The sequence below is a fragment of the Labrenzia sp. R5_0 genome (assembly GCF_017743835.1).
Classification (GTDB): domain Bacteria; phylum Pseudomonadota; class Alphaproteobacteria; order Rhizobiales; family Stappiaceae; genus Roseibium; species Roseibium algicola.
In genome coordinates this window covers 1-14427 of sequence record NZ_JAGHRK010000004.1, presented here as the reverse complement: position 1 = coordinate 14427, position 14427 = coordinate 1, and the positions used below count along the sequence as shown (strand labels likewise).

Sequence of the window (14427 nt, the reverse complement as noted above, 5' to 3'; positions counted from 1 at the left end):
AATTTCGGGTTTTCTTCGGCTATGACCTTGCATCCCGGGCGTCAGTCGGCACATTCCGGGCCGGACATCCAACAATCGGGAAGAGGCGATGAAGGTCTACGGCATCAAGAACTGCGACACCGTCAAGAAGGCGCGGAAGTTTCTGGAAGAGGCCGGCGTGCCTTATGAGTTCCACGACTACAAGAAGGATGGCGTCGATGCCGATCGACTGGCCGGCTTTGTCGGTGAATTCGGATGGGAGTCTATCCTGAACAAGCGCGGCACCACCTGGCGGCGCCTGGACGAAGCAACGCAGGACAGCGTTGTCGACGCCAAGAGCGCGCTCGACGTGATGATCGAGAACCCGTCCGTTATCAAAAGGCCGATCGTGGCAGGCGAAACCAAGAATTTCGTCGGCTTTGACCCTGTCGCCTGGGAAATGGCACTGGAACTGGGCGAACTGAAGTAGCGTTTGCCGCCACTGGCCAATCAGGCCCGGTAGATACCGGGCCGGGCTTTTGCCTGCCAGGCGGTTACCAGGTCCGGCGCGGGCCGGTGTCGATGTGGTAGTGGCCGGAAGAATAGTGCTTGTATCCGCCAACTTCCGGCTGTGATTTCAAGAAGGCAATGACGGACGACGGGTTGCCACGGACCGAAAAATCGACCGCCCGGCAGTTGAGGTGATAGGAATCCCTGGCGCCACCCTTCCACCAGTTCTCAAGCCACCAGCGCTTGGTCGAGCTGACAGTCACTTTGCCATAGCGGGATGCAACCCGGTTTAGAACCTTCTTCAGCTTGCGCGGCACGCACCAGGAACTGTCGTTATAGTCGATGGAATTGTGGGATGCGGTCATCCAGCCCATGCCGGTAACACCGGCGACGGTTCCGCAGCCGGCAAGTGTGACAGTCAATCCTAGGAATACGATCCAGGCGGTGAGGCGCTGACGCATGACGGGCGGCCTTCGGTTACTGATTACAATCTCGTCCCCCGCGCGCAGGCTGATTGAATTTTATTAAAATTCTAATGAAAAACGTGGTTAACGCGCTTTCGAAACAAATGTTTCAGGAGCTAACGTTTTCTGATACAAATGCGTCAACCCAATGTGGGCTGTCCCGTCAGTTGTCGGATGCGTTTGCCATGTCTCATGTTTTTCCCCGCCACACCAAAGCCGATCTCCCCGTCGCAGTAACAGGGGACGGTTGCTACATTCTCGATCGGTCCGGAAAGAAATATTTCGATGGATCCGGCGGCGCCGCGGTCTCCTGTCTCGGGCACAGCGATCCGGATGTGATCGCTGCCATCAAGGCCCAGGTGGACCGGATCGCCTTCGCCCATACAGGCTTTTTCACCAGCGAACCTGCAGAGGAACTGGCGGATCTCCTGATCGGAAAAGCTCCGGGTAATCTGGACCGCGTCTATTTCGTCTCCGGTGGATCGGAAGCCATGGAGGCGGCGCTGAAGCTGGCGCGTCAGTACTTTCTGGAGAAGGGTGAAGCGTCACGGCACCGGGTAATTGCCCGCAGGCAGAGCTACCACGGCAATACGCTTGGTGCGCTGGCAACCGGCGGCAACCAGTGGCGGCGGGAGCCTTTTGCACCGTTGATGATCGATACCACCCATATTGCCCCCTGTTACGAGTATCGGGACCGCCGCGAGGGGGAAACCGCCTTCGACTACGGCCAGCGGATCGCCAACGAACTGGAAGCGGAAATCCTTCGGCTCGGGCCGGAAAACGTCATGGCTTTCGTTGCCGAACCGGTTGTCGGTGCGACGGCGGGTGCCTTGCCGCCGGTCGAAGGTTATTTCAAGCGGATCCGGGAGATCTGCGATAATTACGGCGTGCTTCTGATCCTGGACGAGGTCATGTGCGGCATGGGCCGCACGGGCACCCTGTTCGCCTGTGAGCAGGATGGTGTCGCGCCGGATATTCTATGCATCGCGAAAGGGCTCGGAGCCGGCTATCAGCCGGTCGGTGCCATGCTGTGCACCGCTGCCATTTACGAAGCCATCGAGACCGGATCGGGCTTTTTCCAGCATGGCCACACATACATCGGCCATCCGACCGCCTGCGCCGCCGCGCTCGCCGTGTTCAGGAAACTGACCGGCGGCGTTGCCGACCAGGTGATGCCGATGGGCGAGAAACTGACGACGGCGCTTAACGATGCTTTCGGTCAGCACCCGCATGTTGGTGATATTCGCGGCCGCGGACTTTTCCGGGGCATCGAAATCGTCGAGGACCGGGCCAGCAAGGCGCCGTTTGATCCGAAGAGGGGCATCAACAAGGCGCTCAAGAAGGCAGCATTCGAGGCCGGTCTAATCTGCTACCCGATGGGCGGGACGATTGATGGGGTGAGCGGCGACCATATCCTGCTGGCGCCGCCTTTCATTCTCGAGGACACCCATGTCGGAGAGATCACCGACAAGCTCAACCAGGCGTTCAAGGCGGTCTTCTGAACATGAGTGCGCTTTTTGTTCCGCCTCCTTTGTCATTGATCATGGTGGCTCCCAACGGTGCCCGCCGGACCAAGGCGGATCATTCCGCCCTGCCGATGACCATCGCTGAAACGGTGGTGGCGGCAAAGGCGTGTCTTGAGGCTGGAGCCGGTGCGCTTCATGCCCACGTACGCGACCTTACCGGTGCCCATGTGCTTGACGCCGGGCTTTATCGTGAACTCTTGTCGGAAATGCGTGTTGCGGTGCCGCAAATGCAGGTTCAAATCACCACGGAAGCTGTTGGAAAATACACTCCGGAAGAGCAACGCGAACTGGTCTACAAGGTCAAGCCGGATGCGGTCTCCGTCGCGATCCGGGAGATGGTTCCGGAAGGCGGGGAAGACCAGGCAAAAGCCTTTTACCACTGGGCGTTCGACCATGAATGTGCGGTCCAGCATATCGTCTACAGCGCGGATGATCTGGACCGGTTTTTCGACCTGGCGGCAGCCGGCACCCTGGCAGGGGAAAGCCATCAGCTGCTGTTCGTTCTGGGGCGCTATGCGGCAGGCCAGGAAAGCACACCGGAAGATCTGGTGCCGTTTCTGGAAAAGCTCGCGGAACGCGGCAAGGGGCAGTCGCTGGACTGGGCGGTCTGCGCTTTCGGACACCGCGAGACGGAGTGTCTGGTGGAGGCGGTCCGGCGGGGCGGCAAGACCAGGATCGGTTTTGAAAACGGCCTGTGGAACAGGACCGGAGAACGCGCGATAGACAATGCCGACCGGGTCAGCGATCTGGTATCGGCCCTGAAGGAACACAGTCTGATGCCTGCCTGATCGTTCGGGCCGGCATCCGGCACGAAGCAAAATCAGCGGGCTGCGGCCCTCAAGGTTGGAGACTGGAAAATCATGGCGGATAGCCTTTACGTTCTGACGCTGTCCTGCGCGGACAAGCCTGGCATTGTGGCGGCAGTCACGACGGAACTGGCGGATTTTGGCGCCAATATTGCCGAAAGTGACCAGTTCTGGGACCGGGTAACCAACCAGTTCTTCCTGCGTATTGCCATTCTGGCTCCGGAAGGCGTGACCCTGGAAAGCGTTCAGAGGGCGCTTGACCCGGTCATCAGCCGTTTCGACATGAAGGCCAAACTGGTCGACACGGCCAAACGGCCGAAGGTCATCGTCATGGTGTCCAAATTCGACCATGCCATGTTGCACCTTCTCTACCAGATCCGCGTCGGCTGGATGGATGCCGAAGTGGTCGCGATCGTTTCCAACCACACCGATAGCCAGCGCACGGCCGAGCACGAAGGCATTCCGTACCACCACTGGCCGGTGAACAAGGAAAACAAGGCCGAGCAGGAAGAGAAACTGCTGAAGCTGGTCAAGGAAACCGGAGCCGATCTGGTGGTTCTCGCCCGCTACATGCAGGTGCTTTCCGACAGCCTTTCCAAGCGTCTGTTCGGCAAGATCATCAACATCCACCACTCCTTCCTGCCGAGCTTCAAGGGCGCAAAACCCTATCACCAGGCGCATGCTCGCGGCGTCAAGATGATCGGGGCCACCGCTCACTATGTGACGCCGGATCTCGATGAAGGCCCGATCATCGAGCAGGACGCCGAACGGGTAAGCCATGCGCTCTCCGCGGACGATTTCGTCGCCCGTGGCCGCGACATCGAATCCCGCGTGCTGGCCCGTGCCGTCAAGTATCACCTGGAAAACCGGGTGATGATCGTCGGCAACAAGACCATCGTGTTCACGCCGTAAGGCAAGCCTTGGTGCTCGAAAAGCAATTGGCCCCGGTCGTCCGATGGATGGCCGGGGCTTTTTCATGATCCGGAAGCCTGGGTTGGGGGCCGGGTGTCCTCAGGCAACCACTGCCATCGGCGCGGTGACAGGCATGCCGTCGCGCTTCAGTTCCGCATGAACCCAGTCGCGGAACAGGCGGACCTTGCGGCTGGTGCGTAAGGCGGGCGGGTAACTCATGTACCAGCTTTCGTCATCGGCATGGCAGGTCAGCTTGAACGGCTGGATCAGCTGGCCGTTTTCAAGGGCGGTCTTGCAGAAATAAGGGGTCAGGATCGCGACGCCCTGTCCTGCGATCGCCCGGTTGGCCTCGAGCGCCTGTGACCCCATGCGCGAGCTAGGGTGACCGCTCAGGTCGACATTCGGCAGTCCCGCTGCCTCGAACCACATCTGCCACCACGGGTCCTGCGGATCGACCAGCGGTAATTTCAGAATGTCCTCGGGCTTTTTGACGCCGCCGATCGTGTCCGCAAGCTTCGGGCTCAGCATCGGTGTAAAGTCCGCGCGCACGATTTCATGGGCGAGCCAGTTTTTCGGAGGGGCCTTGCAGGCGGAAATCACGACGTCGGATTCGTTGAACTCCGGTTCAGCATGCGGGCCATAGGGAACGATGCGCACGCCCACGTCCGGGTTCTGCATCTGGAACTCGAACAGGCGGTTTGACAGCCAGTTGACCGCAAACGTGGTGTTGCTGGAGACGACAAGCTGGCCGGCGTTCTTTTCGGAAATATCCTCGAAGGCACTGCGAAGCGAGGAGAACGCATCCACCACCCGCGCCGCCAGTTGCCCGCCATTGTCGGTCAGCTCGATCTTGCGGGCCTTGCGGGTGAACAGTTGAAAGCCGAGACGATCTTCCAGGATCTTGATCTGGTAGCTGACAGCCGCCTGGGTCATGCCCAACTCGTCGCCGGCCTTGGTAAAACTGAGGTGCCGGCTTGCAGCTTCAAAGGCCCGGATTGCGGAAAGTGGTGGCAAATTCACTGACATGCATAAGTCTCCCTTATGCATGTCTATTGAATTTTCGTTGGTAAGACAACCGGAACCCTTCGATATGTAACTCACAAGAAACAGGAGTTATAGACGTGTTCAGGCTCTCCCAGACGAAATCGGGCTGCGCGACCCATCAGCAAGACTTGGGCTTTTCATTAAGGTCGCTTATCGGTTCTCTGTTCGCAAGGATGGCAACCCGTGGCCGCAAGCGTTTGAACGTGGCTCATCTGCCGGACGAGCTGCGCCGGGATATCGGGCTTGGCCCCAACCCGCATGAAACGTCGTTCGAGGCGCGTTGGCAAAAGGAACTGAAGGACCTGCAGCGGTAGAGCTTACCCGCTGCCTGACCTTCACCCGGCCGCGGTCTCCCCTGTGGCCGGTCGGGCAGATCCGGAAGGCGCATGCTGCCGGATCTGTCTCGCTTCACGCAGTGCCTCCGGTCAGGTCAGTTTCTTGAGCGCTGGCAGAATGGTCTCATAATCCAGCGTGCCGCCGGTGAAATGGCGCATCAGCAAGGTGCCCATCAAAAGGCACAGCACGCTGTCGGCCGCCTCGCTCCCCGCAAGGCTTCGAACGTGCCCGCGCAGCTGGTCATTGGCGAGCTTCATTGCCGGATCACTGGCGATTTCTTCCCCCGTCTTGCCGCGCAGGTAGTCGAACAGCAGCGAGATTTCGGCTGCAAATCCAGGCTCCAGGCTCCGGGCAAAGTCAACCAGTGCTGACGCGGGCACCCGTGAAGCATCATTCGCGCCGGCCTCTGACGTCATCTGCGCCATGACTGTTTCGGTGCAGGTCAGGAACAGGCTCTTCTTGTTTGGAAAGTAGTGATAGAGCGCGCTTTTCGACAATCCCAGGGCTTCTGCAACGCGGCGCATGCCAAGGCCGGAGTAGCCGAGTTCGGAAAAAAGCGGCGCAGCCTTGCGCGCAAGTTCCAGCCGGTAGGCCTCGTGATCGATCTGTTTCGGCATTATTTCGTCCAGTTGGTCGATAAACATATTGACCACCTGATGGTGCGTCGTCTAGATCTCTTTTTAGTCCAGTTGGACGAAAATAAATTGACGGTCCACAAGCTCCAAAAATCGAGCTGTCGGATCGAAGGAGTATTCATGGCGCAATCCGGAGGCGTGAGTCGCAAGCACGAAAGGTCCCTGCTGCAAAAATGTGTCTTCGCAGCACTTCACCTCATCTGTGTGCTCTTAAGCATCTGGCTTCTTCTGGGCGGTGGATGGGTACGGGTCGGTGCCTGGTTCGGGTTGGAACTCACCCTCGCCGATCCGCAGCGTGGTCTGCTCCTGCTTGCCTGCACTCTGCTCTATTTTGCCCGCCATCTGTTGACCCTGTTCTACCTGCTTGCCCGGAAGGTGGCTTTTCCGGAGGTCTTTGGACTGGGAGCCTTCATCGCCTTCTTCGAAATAGGCTTTTTGTTGCTCGGCAGCGGTGCCTTTCGGCAGGTCGCCGTACCCTTCTCTGTTCTCGATGGTGTGGCGCTTGCAATGGTGGTCGGCGGTTCGTTTCTCAACAGCTGGTCGGAACTGCAGCGCAAGTGGTGGAAACGTGATCCCGCCCATCACGGGCAATGCTACACCGGGGGCCTCTTCGCCTCATCGATGCATATCAACTATTTCGGCGACACGGTGCTGTTCACAGGCTGGGCTCTGCTCACCCACAATCTTGCGGCGCTTGCCGTGCCGGCATTCATGGCGGTTTCCTTTGTGGTCTTTCATATCCCGGCGCTCGATGCCTATCTCTCGCGGAGATATGGCCCACAATTCGACGCCTACGCAGCCCGCACGCACAAGTTCATCCCGTTTGTTTATTGACTGACACGCAGCCTCAGATCAGCAGTGCCCAAACAGTCGCCGCCAACATGGCGATTGCCATGGTCACCGTAATGGCTCGCATGAGCGGGCCTTCGCCGATCAGGGCGAGGATCGACACGCCAACCAGGGCCCATAGGGAATGAAACACCATCCCGCCGAGGGTAAAGCCCGCCACCAGGATCATCGCGTTTTCGTGGATCCCGAGCCCGTTGCCGGCCAGGAAGGTTGAAAAGGCGACCAGGTTCATGGCCCAGGTTTTCGGGCTGAGCGGGTGTATCAGCAATCCTTCCCAGAAACTGGGCAGCGCGACCTCGCCCTTCGGCTTGACGCTGAGACAAACGATCCGCCAGGCAAGATAGGTCATATAGGCCATGCTCAGCACCTTGAAGACAGTCACCACCGTGCCGCCTCCGGCCATCACATGGCCAAGGCCATAGGCAACGCTGAGCTTGAGCGGCAAAGATCCGATCTGCGAGGCGACAATCACGGGAAAGGCGGTGCGGTACCCTGCGGATGCGCCGATGGCCAGAAAGGTCAGGTTGCCCGGACCGGGTGTCCCTGTCATGACAATGACGAACACCGCGAAGGCGAGAAACGTGGCGTAATCCATGGGTATCTCCTGACACAGTATCGAGTGTTTCGATACAATCGATACAAAATAGCGGAGATACTAATTGTCTTGAGGTATTGTATCAGTCAATGATAACATTGTTCTCATGACAATGTGGATCCCGAACATCGAAGCGGCCGGTGGCCCGATCTATCTGGCGATCGCGGACGCGTTGGAAGCCGACATCAAGACCGGGGCGCTTGCCCAGGGTGACAGGCTGCCGCCGCAGCGTGAACTCGCCTATCAGCTTGGCGTGACGCTCGGCACCATTACCCGTGCCTACGGCGAAGCCGAGCGGCGCAGGCTGGTGAAGGGAGAAACCGGACGGGGCACCTATATTGCCTCTGAAACCCAGAAGGTTTCGCCCCTTGCCCCGAAGGAAGACGAGCCGGAAACCTGCGATCTGGCGCGAAACTTTGCCTATCCGCATCTCAACCCGAGTCTTTCCGACGGGCTGACGCGGATGGCGCGCACGGTGGGGATCGACCGGTTGAACGGGTTCGTACCGTCTGAAGGGCTCAAGGCGCATCGCGAAACCGGGGCGCTCGTCTTCAAGGACTACGGTCTGGAAGCCGACCCGGACCGGGTCGCGGTTACCTGTGGCGCGCAGCACGGAATTCAGGTCACCTGCCAGGCCCTGTTCCGCCCGGGCGATGCGGTTGCCGTCGACCGGTTCACCTACCCGTCGATCTTCAGTTCCTTTGCCAGCATCGGCCTGAAGCCGGTGCCTTTGCCCGCATTGATACGGGCCGATGGCGGCTTTGGCGCCATGGATCCGGCAGCGCTTGCCCAGGCCGCGAAGACGCATGGTGTCAAGGGCGTGTTCCTGATGCCGAACATGCAGAACCCGACCACCCACACCATGTCTGTAGAAGAACGGCAGGATCTGGTGGCGGTTGCCCGGCAATTCGACCTGAAGATCGTCGAGGACGATCCCTATACGCCTTTTCTGCCGGACGCTCTGCCCGCCTTCGGTGCGCTGGCGCCGGAGCGCACGGCCTCAATCGCCAGTATCTCCAAGGTCTGTTCACCCGGAAGCCGGATTGGCTTCGTCCATGTGCCCGGGCCTTTCGGTGACAGCATTCGCAACAAGATCGGTGAAAGCACCTGGATGGCCTCCCCCATCACGGCAGAACTGATTGCCGGCTGGGTGCGCGAGGGAGATCTGTTCAAGACGTTGCGCCTGAAGCGCAAGGCAAACCGCACGAGGTTCCTGGCGGCGCGTGACCTGCTCGCGCCGCATTTCCTGCAGAGCGACGTCAACAAGGTGTTCGGCTGGCTGCGCCTGCCGGAAACTGTCGATCCAGACGCGCTTCAGAACGCGCTCGGGCACCAGGGCATTTCGGTCTTGTCATCCCGGTATTTTCAGGCGAAGGACCACCAGCCGGCGCCCTATCTGCGCCTGACCTTCGGATCCGAACAGTCCGACGACCGTTTCCGCTGGGCCCTCCAGCGCATCAGATCCACCATCGGCCAATTGGCCGAATTGCCCGATCTCACCCGCCCGGTAGGGTAAGGCCTTGCGGTAATGTGTGATTTTGCCAGGCACCTGTCAGTCTTTGACAAGCCGGCAGATCCGACCGATAAGCTGCGCGCAAAACAGGACCGGCCCTTGCAAGGAGTGCCGTCCGCGACGAGGTGACATGGCATTCTGGCCCAAAAGCAGGAAACTCAAGGACAGGCCCAGTGTCTGTAATCCCGACGCCAGTCCCTACGCGGTCTTCGATCAGGTTGGCCTGAGTGTCGGCAAAGAGCATATCCTGCAGGATCTCACCTTGCAGCTTGCCGAAGACCGGATCGGCATCATCGGCCTGAACGGGTCCGGCAAGAGCTCTCTTGTACGCCTGTTGAACGGGTTGCGTACACCGACGAGCGGCAACCTCACGCTTTTTGGAGCCCCCTCCGCCGAGGCGGAACTGGAGTTGCCGCGTCATGTCGGCTTCGTGTTCCAGAACCCGGATCATCAGGCCATTTTTCCCACGGTGGAAGAAGAGATCGCCTTTGGCCTCACCCAACTCGGGGCCGGCAAGGAAGAAAGCCGCAGCCGCGCGCGGGCGTTCCTCGCCCTGCATGGCTGTGAGGGGCTGGCCGGCAAACCGATCACGGAACTTTCCGGCGGTCAGAAACAGCTCGTCTGCATCCTGGCGGTTCTGGTCATGGAGCCGCGCCTATTGGTGCTGGACGAGCCGATGGCCAGCCTCGATGCACTGACGACAGTGCGGATCCGCCAGAAAATCCTGTCACTGCCGCAGAAGATCGTTCTCGTCAGTCACGATCTCAGCCAGTTCGACGGTTTCGACAGACTGCTCTGGCTGGAGGACGGACGTTTGCGCATGGATGGCGCGCCGGATGTGGTTCGGGCGGCGTTCCAGGAAGACGTCGTCTCGCGGCAGGGCATGGATGTGGAGGTTGCCGAGTTATGATGTCGGTCTATCTCCAGGGCAACAGCTGGGCCCACCGGATGCCCGCGGGCCTGAAGCTTCTGGCTGTTGCCGTCGCCAGCCTGCTGCTGCTGCGATACACATCATTTTGGGTTCTGCTGCCGGCTCTTGCAGGTGTTCTCCTGTGTTATGCCTCCCTCGGGCGCGAGGGACTGGCGCAACTGAAGCTCCTGCGGGCAATGTCGTTTCTGCTTGCCGTGCTGCTGGCGCTTCACTGGGTGTCCGGAAGTCTTCTGGAAGGGGTTACGATCATCCTGCGGCTTGCGATCATGATCCTGGCTGCAAACTTCGTTTCGGTGACCACCCGCATGGACGATATGCTGAATGCCGTCCAGCCGCTGTTCAGGCCGCTCGAGTTCCTCGGTTTCTCTCCCCGCAAACCGGCGCTGGGCGTTGCACTGGTGCTTCGCTTCGCGCCCTATATGCTCGTCGTTTTCGGTCAACTACGCGAAGCCTGGCAGGCGCGAACAGGCACGCGAAATTCGTGGCGTCTGCTGGCGCCTTTCGCCATTCAGTCCCTGAGCATGTCGGATCATGTTGCCGAGGCACTGAAGGCGCGGGGCGGCTCGGAAGGCTTGTCAAGATGACCGAAAAGAAGCTCCATATGGCTGGCATTCGGCCAAAAACTGGGATATCCCGCCCACAGATGACGTTGCCTGACCCTCATGTGGTAAGATCCGCGCGAGGTTGAACGGCAGCACCCTTGTTAACGAGAAGAAGGTCGATTTCATCATGGCTGACAGGTCTCTTGTGCACGTTGCTTTCTATGCCGCGCTGATTGCCGCCCTGGGGCTGGTTCCGCCGGTGGCGATCGCCTTTCTCGGCGGTGTGCCGATCACGGCGCAGACCCTCGGTGTCATGCTGGCCGGTGTCATGCTCGGCCCCATCCGCGGTGCGCTTGCCGTGCTGCTTTTCCTGTTTCTCGTCGCGCTGGGCTTGCCGTTCCTGTCCGGCGGCCGCGGTGGCCTTGGCGTCTTCATGGGTCCGTCTGTCGGTTTCCTGATCGGCTGGCCGGTCGGAGCTCTCGTGGCCGGCTTGATCATGCAGTCGACCCGCGAGCTGAACATTCTGGCGTCTTCGGCAATAGCGGCTGCGGTCGGCGGCATTCTGGTGGTCTACGCTTTCGGCATCCCGGGTGTTGCCATCATGGCTGGACTTTCCCTTCCGAAAGCCGCGCTTGGCAGCGCAATCTATATTCCCGGTGACCTGGTCAAGGTCGCACTTACGGCGCTCATCGTTCAGACCGTCGCACGCGGTCTGCCGGGTGCCGTGTTGTCCCGGTCTTAATTCCGAAGATCCAGCAAGGCCACGTCATGGCCTTCGTCGGCGACAGTCTCGACCGGTTTGCCAGTGAGAAAGCCACTGGGGCCGCACTCACATGCGGTCCGAATTCTCTCTCCTGGCAGGAGCTTGCAGTCCGGATCAACCGGATCGAGGCAGTGCTTTATGATCGGACCGACCATGCAAGCTATGTGGTTCTGCGTCTTCGGGACCCTGGGGACCTGGTCGTCTGCTTCTTTGCCTGCGCCCGCACCGGGCGTGTCGCCACGGTCATGGACCCGGACTGGCCTTCAGCCCAGGCATCAGCAGTTCTGGAAGCGGTTGGGCCAGACCTCGTCATCGATGACCAGTCTCTGCCGGTGTTGCTGACGGCTGATACCGGTTCCACTGAAACACGAAGATCACCGGAAACTCCACCTGAGATCCTGCCGGACGAGGACGACCTCTTTTATGCAGGCTTCACCTCCGGATCGAGCGGTGTCCCCAAGGGCTATGTGCGCTCTCACAGATCGTGGCTCGAAAGCTTCAAACTGTCGGCACAGGCCTTCGGTATTTCGAAAGGCAGCCGCGTCGTCCTGCCCGGGCAGCTCACGCATTCACTTCACCTTTATGGCGCTGTCTGCGGCCTCGCCTGCGGCCAGCAGGTGGTGCTCACGCCGCGGTTCGATCCGCGCGTCGTCCTCAGGGAACTTGGCAGCGCCCCTGAAGGCTCTGTCCTTTATGCAACGCCGACCCAGCTGCACTTTCTGGCCGAGGCTGCCCGGCGCAGCGGTCCCATCGCTGCGGTGAAACAGGTTCTCGCGAGCGGGGCCAAATGGCGTGAAGCCGACCGGCAGGCCTTGAAGTCGGTATTCCCCGAGGCACGCCTTTTCGAATTCTACGGGGCTTCGGAAACCAGCTTCATCACGCTGTCCTCACCTGAGGACAATGTCCCTGCAGGCTCGGTCGGGTGTGCCGCGCAAGGGGTCGATATCGTGATCGGTGACCCTTCGGCCCCCGCTGCCCCTGGCCGGGCCGGGCCGGTCTGGGTGCGGAGCGGACTGCTGTTTTCGCACTATATAAGCGGCACATCGCCGGACACGCTCTGGCGGGACGGTTGGCTCACCGTCGGCGATCACGGTTTTCTCGATGAGCGAGGCTTCCTGTTTCTGACAGGACGGGGAAACCGCATGGTCATCACTTCCGGGCTGAATGTTTATCCGGAAGAGGTTGAGGCCGTATTGGCCGAGCATCCCTCCGTTGCCCTTGCAGTCGTCGCAGGGGTAGCGGATCAGGTGCGCGGTCACCGGCTGGAGGCGGTGGTTGAGCTGGGTGCGCCTTTGGCGGGGTCAGAGCAGATCTTGCTGCGCCATTGCCGCGAACGTCTCGCACCCGGCAAGGTGCCGAGGCATATTCACATCAGGGCAAAGATGCCGCTGACGCCAGGGGGCAAGCCGGATATTCGGAAGGTCGTGGCCGATTTGGCGAAAACCGGAGGCAGCGGGTGACGCAGACACGCAAGGCAGTGATCGCAGCAGCACGGCGGACGGCGGTTTGCCCGCGCGGTGGCGCACTTGCCTTGTTGCAGGCCGACGAGCTTGCCGCACCCGTTCTTGCACAGCTCGTCGTTGACGCCGGAATAGAGCCAGAAGAGGTCGACTACGTCTTTCTGGGCAATGCTCTTTATGGTGGCGGCAATCCGGCCCGCCTTGCCGCGCTTCGCGCCGGGTTGCCTCAAACGGTTCCCGCTCTCACCATCGATACGCAGTGCTGCTCGGGACTTGATGCGATCGTCATGGGCGCAAGATTGATCGAGGCAGGTGCGGCGGACATTGTTCTGGCAGGAGGAGCGGAAAGCTTCAGCCGGTCGCCGATCCGGATGACCAGACCTGTCGATCCGGCAGCTCCACCCGTTGCTTACGACCGTCCTGCTTTCGCGCCCGCGCCATTCGGCGACACGGATCTTGCAGATGCAGCTGCAAGGCTCGCCGCTGAAACGGGAACGTCACGAGAAGATCAGGCGGTCTTTGCTGTCACCTCACACGACAAGGCGAGGTCGGCAAGGGACTACCTTCGCGGGCGTTTGGTCAATGCCGGAGGGAAACTTCCGGAAGAGGACGGGTTCACGAGACACCTGTCGCTCAAGACAGCCCTCAGGGCACCGCTGCTGAACGGCGATAACGAAACCGGTCTTAGTGCCGCAACGATCGCCTGCGAAGCAGACGGCGCTGCCGCGGTATTGCTGATGTCCGAGGGAGCCTTTCAAGAACGCTTTCATCTCAATTCAAACGAGAGCCGGATGACAGGCTTGAAAATACTTGCGAGCCGAAGTGCCGGCGGTAACCCTGCCGAACCGGCTCTGGTTCCGATAGAGGTGGCGAAGGCCATGTTCGCAGAACTGGGTATGGATGCGACGGAGCTGGCTGCTACAGAACTCATGGAAGCCTATGCGGTTCAGGCAATGGCGACAGCAACGCACCTGGGTCTTGAATCTGAAGGCCTGAACCGGATGGGCGGCGCACTTGCAAGGGGGCATCCGATCGGCGCATCAGGCGCAATTCTGGCTGTGCACCTGTTTGATGTGCTGACACGCAAGGAGATCCCTGCGGAAGGTGCGCGGAACGTGGGCATGGCGCTCATTGCGGCAGCTGGTGGACTGGGCTCGGGGATAGTGGTTTCGCCTGCTGTGCGCAAAGGTGGATAACTATTAAGTATCTGAAATATTGTGTCTTTTCGCGTTTTATGAAAGTTTTTTCGCTTTTTTTGATTTTTTTCGAAAACCGGTGTTGACGGGTTGGGTTGGTCTGCGTATAACCCGGTTCATCGACGGCGGCAACGTCGCTGGCGACAGGGTTTTGTGACCTTAATTCCAGAAAATTGGTCCTAGTGGCCGGGCTTGATGGTTCGGCGAGTGGCTTGTTTTTGTTGAGTTCTGGTTACGGCTTGAGAGGTTTTGGTGCCTCTGTTCTTTGACAATTTGATTATTGAAGGAAGGGAAGCGTAGGCGGCGTTGGCCTTGCGATCATCGGATGTTTTCGGATGTCTGATGGTTTTAAGGAGTTACGCAGGTACGCTGATCTTTCAAACAAGG

16 protein-coding genes are annotated in these 14427 nt (G+C 59.9%); 12 read left to right on the top strand and 4 right to left on the bottom strand.

From position 1 onward, the window contains the following. Nucleotides 1-88: 88 nt before the first annotated feature. Nucleotides 89-448 carry an ArsC family reductase gene (locus tag J7447_RS19955; protein WP_023002296.1) on the top strand — a complete coding sequence of 120 codons (360 nt, stop codon included), beginning with the start codon at nt 89-91 and terminating at the stop codon, nt 446-448. Nucleotides 449-512: 64 nt separating this feature from the next. On the opposite strand, the gene J7447_RS19950 is transcribed toward J7447_RS19955, so the two are convergent. Further along, on the bottom strand, nt 513-929 hold the full coding sequence (locus tag J7447_RS19950; RefSeq protein WP_023002295.1) for a D-Ala-D-Ala carboxypeptidase family metallohydrolase: 417 nt from the start codon (nt 927-929) through the stop codon (nt 513-515). A gap of 188 nt (nt 930-1117) precedes the next feature. Between J7447_RS19950 and J7447_RS19945 the strand changes: the two genes are divergently transcribed. The 3 genes from J7447_RS19945 to purU all read left to right on the top strand — a co-directional run bounded on the left by J7447_RS19945 (nt 1118) and on the right by purU (nt 4176). Then, nucleotides 1118-2434 (top strand): aspartate aminotransferase family protein, encoded by a 1317-nt coding sequence (locus J7447_RS19945; protein ID WP_209170697.1) that lies wholly within the window; start codon nt 1118-1120, stop codon nt 2432-2434. Between the two features lie 2 nt (nt 2435-2436). Next, complete coding sequence (locus J7447_RS19940; protein ID WP_209170696.1) at nt 2437-3246, top strand: 3-keto-5-aminohexanoate cleavage protein; 810 nt, start codon at nt 2437-2439, stop codon at nt 3244-3246. A gap of 72 nt (nt 3247-3318) precedes the next feature. After that, the gene (gene purU / locus J7447_RS19935) at nt 3319-4176 is read left to right on the top strand and encodes a formyltetrahydrofolate deformylase (protein ID WP_023002292.1); all 858 of its coding nucleotides are present in this window, start codon (nt 3319-3321) and stop codon (nt 4174-4176) included. Between the two features lie 99 nt (nt 4177-4275). Here purU and J7447_RS19930 read toward each other — a convergent pair whose 3' ends face one another. Continuing rightward, nucleotides 4276-5202: a LysR family transcriptional regulator gene (locus tag J7447_RS19930; RefSeq protein ID WP_023002291.1), complete on the bottom strand. Its 927-nt coding sequence runs from the start codon at nt 5200-5202 to the stop codon at nt 4276-4278. A 191-nt stretch (nt 5203-5393) separates the two neighbouring features. Here J7447_RS19930 and J7447_RS19925 point away from each other — a divergent pair, with 191 nt between their 5' ends. Continuing rightward, entirely contained in the window at nt 5394-5534 is a 141-nt protein-coding gene (locus tag J7447_RS19925; protein ID WP_209170695.1) for a hypothetical protein, read from the top strand. A 111-nt stretch (nt 5535-5645) separates the two neighbouring features. Here the strand turns inward: J7447_RS19925 and J7447_RS19920 are convergent, their stop codons facing one another. Continuing rightward, entirely contained in the window at nt 5646-6173 is a 528-nt protein-coding gene (locus J7447_RS19920) for a TetR/AcrR family transcriptional regulator (protein ID WP_209170694.1), read from the bottom strand. On the opposite strand from J7447_RS19920, the gene J7447_RS19915 reads away from it, so the two are divergent. Further along, on the top strand, nt 6153-7025 hold the full coding sequence (locus J7447_RS19915) for a DUF1295 domain-containing protein (RefSeq protein WP_209170693.1): 873 nt from the start codon (nt 6153-6155) through the stop codon (nt 7023-7025). The two genes, J7447_RS19920 and J7447_RS19915, sit on opposite strands and share 21 nt — an antisense overlap. Before the next feature lie 13 nt (nt 7026-7038). Here J7447_RS19915 and J7447_RS19910 read toward each other — a convergent pair whose 3' ends face one another. Continuing rightward, nucleotides 7039-7635 carry a LysE family translocator gene (locus tag J7447_RS19910; protein WP_023002287.1) on the bottom strand — a complete coding sequence of 199 codons (597 nt, stop codon included), beginning with the start codon at nt 7633-7635 and terminating at the stop codon, nt 7039-7041. Between the two features lie 106 nt (nt 7636-7741). On the opposite strand from J7447_RS19910, the gene J7447_RS19905 reads away from it, so the two are divergent. From J7447_RS19905 to J7447_RS19880, 6 genes are all read left to right on the top strand, one after another. Beyond that, the gene (locus J7447_RS19905; RefSeq protein ID WP_209170692.1) at nt 7742-9151 is read left to right on the top strand and encodes a PLP-dependent aminotransferase family protein; all 1410 of its coding nucleotides are present in this window, start codon (nt 7742-7744) and stop codon (nt 9149-9151) included. 127 nt (nt 9152-9278) lie between these two features. Then, on the top strand, nt 9279-10058 hold the full coding sequence (locus J7447_RS19900; protein ID WP_209170691.1) for an ABC transporter ATP-binding protein: 780 nt from the start codon (nt 9279-9281) through the stop codon (nt 10056-10058). Then, nucleotides 10055-10663, top strand: a complete 609-nt coding sequence (locus J7447_RS19895) for an energy-coupling factor transporter transmembrane protein EcfT (RefSeq protein WP_023002284.1) — start codon at nt 10055-10057, stop codon at nt 10661-10663. The genes J7447_RS19900 and J7447_RS19895 overlap by 4 nt, the downstream gene beginning before the upstream one ends. Nucleotides 10664-10808: 145 nt before the next feature. Continuing rightward, nucleotides 10809-11363, top strand: a complete 555-nt coding sequence (locus J7447_RS19890) for a biotin transporter BioY (RefSeq protein WP_209170690.1) — start codon at nt 10809-10811, stop codon at nt 11361-11363. A 26-nt stretch (nt 11364-11389) separates the two neighbouring features. Beyond that, nucleotides 11390-12844, top strand: a complete 1455-nt coding sequence (locus tag J7447_RS19885; protein WP_209170689.1) for an AMP-binding protein — start codon at nt 11390-11392, stop codon at nt 12842-12844. Continuing rightward, nucleotides 12841-14040, top strand: coding sequence for a thiolase family protein (locus J7447_RS19880; protein ID WP_209170688.1), 1200 nt, complete (start codon nt 12841-12843; stop codon nt 14038-14040). The genes J7447_RS19885 and J7447_RS19880 overlap by 4 nt, the downstream gene beginning before the upstream one ends. Nucleotides 14041-14427: the final 387 nt, after the last annotated feature.

Coding starts and splice junctions, on each gene's coding strand:
- J7447_RS19955 (WP_023002296.1), top strand. CDS start 89: ATGAAGGTCTACGGCATCAAGAACTGCGACACCGTCAAGAAGGCGCGG.
- J7447_RS19950 (WP_023002295.1), bottom strand. CDS start 929: ATGCGTCAGCGCCTCACCGCCTGGATCGTATTCCTAGGATTGACTGTC.
- J7447_RS19945 (WP_209170697.1), top strand. CDS start 1,118: ATGTCTCATGTTTTTCCCCGCCACACCAAAGCCGATCTCCCCGTCGCA.
- J7447_RS19940 (WP_209170696.1), top strand. CDS start 2,437: ATGAGTGCGCTTTTTGTTCCGCCTCCTTTGTCATTGATCATGGTGGCT.
- purU (WP_023002292.1), top strand. CDS start 3,319: ATGGCGGATAGCCTTTACGTTCTGACGCTGTCCTGCGCGGACAAGCCT.
- J7447_RS19930 (WP_023002291.1), bottom strand. CDS start 5,202: ATGTCAGTGAATTTGCCACCACTTTCCGCAATCCGGGCCTTTGAAGCT.
- J7447_RS19925 (WP_209170695.1), top strand. CDS start 5,394: ATGGCAACCCGTGGCCGCAAGCGTTTGAACGTGGCTCATCTGCCGGAC.
- J7447_RS19920 (WP_209170694.1), bottom strand. CDS start 6,173: ATGCCGAAACAGATCGATCACGAGGCCTACCGGCTGGAACTTGCGCGC.
- J7447_RS19910 (WP_023002287.1), bottom strand. CDS start 7,635: ATGGATTACGCCACGTTTCTCGCCTTCGCGGTGTTCGTCATTGTCATG.
- J7447_RS19905 (WP_209170692.1), top strand. CDS start 7,742: ATGACAATGTGGATCCCGAACATCGAAGCGGCCGGTGGCCCGATCTAT.
- J7447_RS19900 (WP_209170691.1), top strand. CDS start 9,279: ATGGCATTCTGGCCCAAAAGCAGGAAACTCAAGGACAGGCCCAGTGTC.
- J7447_RS19895 (WP_023002284.1), top strand. CDS start 10,055: ATGATGTCGGTCTATCTCCAGGGCAACAGCTGGGCCCACCGGATGCCC.
- J7447_RS19890 (WP_209170690.1), top strand. CDS start 10,809: ATGGCTGACAGGTCTCTTGTGCACGTTGCTTTCTATGCCGCGCTGATT.
- J7447_RS19885 (WP_209170689.1), top strand. CDS start 11,390: ATGGCCTTCGTCGGCGACAGTCTCGACCGGTTTGCCAGTGAGAAAGCC.